Source organism: Leucobacter sp. M11, from assembly GCF_035726885.1.
Taxonomy (GTDB): domain Bacteria; phylum Actinomycetota; class Actinomycetes; order Actinomycetales; family Microbacteriaceae; genus JAPFRB01.
This window is the reverse complement of the sequence record NZ_JAPFRB010000003.1, coordinates 296,414-297,728: the sequence shown is the minus strand read 5'-3', so window position 1 is coordinate 297,728 and position 1,315 is coordinate 296,414. Positions and strand designations below refer to the sequence as shown.

The window sequence follows — 1,315 nt, the reverse complement described above, 5'->3', positions numbered from 1 at the left end:
AGGCCCCCGAAACCCACCCAACGATGCCAGCCCCAGCGGCCCCAGCGGCCCCCGTCGTCACCCCCGGCGCCGGCGCGATGCCGACCGCGGGCTCCCTCGGCCCCGCCCGCAAGCTCGTGATCGTCTCCGGCGCCGCCGCCGGGACGGAGCTCGCGCTGGATGACCAGATCGTCACGATCGGCCGCTCCCCCGATTCCACGCTCGTCATCATGGACGAGTACACCTCGACCTATCACGCGCGGCTCAACCGGGGGCCGGACGGCTGGACCCTGACGGACCTCGATTCCACGAACGGCACCCGGCTCGCCGGGGCCCGGGTCCGCGACAGCGTGCCCCTGCCGACCCACACCCCGGTCACGATCGGGAAGACCAGCTTTGAGTTGAGGCCCTAACCGTGACCTTCGGCTACTCCTCCGCCGCCGGATCCCACGTCGGCATGGTGCGGGTGAACAACCAGGACTCCGGCTTTGCCGGGGACCGCTTCTTCATGGTCGCCGACGGCATGGGCGGGCACGCCGGGGGCGACGTCGCCTCCGCCCTGGCCACGCAGGACCTGGCCGACCTCGACGACTCGCAGTTCGATACCCCGCAGATGGCCGCGCAGCGGCTCCGCTCGCGCCTCCTGAACGCGAACTCGCTGCTCTCCGAGACCGTCTATGACCACCCGGAACTCTCGGGGATGGGCACGACCTTCACGGGCTTTGTGACCCAGGGCGACAAGATCTCCGTCGCCCACATCGGCGACTCCCGGCTCTACCGCTTCCGGGACGGCCAGCTGACGCAGATCACGAAGGACCACACCTTCGTGCAGCGCCTCGTGGACTCCGGCCGGATCACCGAGGACGAGGCGAAGACCCACCCCCGGCGCTCTGTGCTCATGCGCGTGCTGGGCGACGTCGATTCCTCCCCCGAGATTGACACCGAGGTCATCAGCGTCCGCCCCGGCGACGTCTGGCTGCTCTGCTCCGACGGCCTCTGCGGCTACGTCGAGGACGAGGAGATGGCCCCCATCCTGCGCCGCCGGCACAGCCTGCAGGGAGCGGTTGACTCGCTCATCGACAAGAGCCTCGCGCACGGCGCCCCCGACAACGTCACCGTCGTCCTCGTCGAGGTCCACGAGGAGGAGCAGCCCGAGCAGGGCCCGCGCCTCGTCGGCTCGGCGGCGTCCCCGGTCGCCTACGCGCAGCCGGAGGAGCCCGTCGCGCCCCGCGCCTCCGGGTGGCGGCTCGGCGGCCGCCGCAACCAGCCCGTGGCGGAGAGCCACTTCGAGCCCCGCGTTGACGAGTACCTCGACGAGCTCATCGCCGAGTCCAAG

Annotated in this window: 2 protein-coding genes; both read left to right on the top strand. The window is 71.3% G+C overall.

Annotation, left to right across the window (positions count from 1 at the left end):
• Positions 1 to 392: FHA domain-containing protein (locus tag OOT08_RS09720; protein WP_325092444.1), on the top strand; the 392-nt coding region annotated here is incomplete at its 5' end.
• A 2-nt stretch (positions 393 to 394) separates the two neighbouring features.
• Positions 395 to 1,315, top strand: a 921-nt coding sequence (locus tag OOT08_RS09715) for a Stp1/IreP family PP2C-type Ser/Thr phosphatase (protein ID WP_325092443.1), incomplete at its 3' end; no start/stop codon positions are given.